This is a genomic window from Teichococcus aerophilus (assembly GCF_014490485.1).
Lineage (GTDB): Bacteria > Pseudomonadota > Alphaproteobacteria > Acetobacterales > Acetobacteraceae > Pseudoroseomonas > Pseudoroseomonas aerophila.
On the sequence record NZ_JACTVA010000135.1, the window covers coordinates 1 to 585 of the forward strand.

Genomic DNA, 585 nt, shown 5'->3' on the forward strand with positions numbered 1-585 from the left:
TCAGGGCCGGCCGATGGAGGCGTAGGTGAAGCCGGCTTCGCGCATCTGCGCCGGGTCCCACACGTTGCGCAGGTCGCACACCACGTCGCCCTTCATCGCCGCCTGCAGCTTCTCGGGCGAGATGGCGCGGAATTCGTTCCATTCCGTGATCAGCACCAGCGCATCGGCATCCTTCGCCGCGTCCAGCGCGCTCTCCGCCCAGTGCACGCCCGCCGGCAGCACCTGCTTGGCGTGGCTGTTCTGCGGGTCGTAGGCGCGGATCGTCGCCCCGGCCGCCGCCAGCGCCGGCAGGATCACCAGCGACGGCGCGTCCCGCATGTCGTCCGTCTCCGGCTTGAAGGTCACGCCGAACACCGCGATCGTCTTGCCTTGCACGGAGCCGCCACAGGCCGCCACCACGCGCTCGGCCATCTGCTCCTTGCGCGCGTCGTTGGCGGCGATGGTCTGCTCGACGATCGTCACCGGCGCGCCGAGTTCCTGCGCCGTGCGCGCCAGCGCCAGCGTGTCCTTCGGGAAGCAGGAGCCGCCATAGCCCGGGCCGGCATGCAGGAACTTGCGGCCGATGCGGCCGTCGAGCCCCATGCC

The 585-nt window shown here is 71.1% G+C and carries 1 protein-coding gene; it reads right to left on the bottom strand.

Annotated elements, in window-relative coordinates; genetic code table 11:
* Positions 1–585 (bottom strand): UDP-glucose/GDP-mannose dehydrogenase family protein (locus tag IBL26_RS25470; RefSeq protein ID WP_187787287.1); only part of this gene is annotated, 585 nt, incomplete at its 5' end.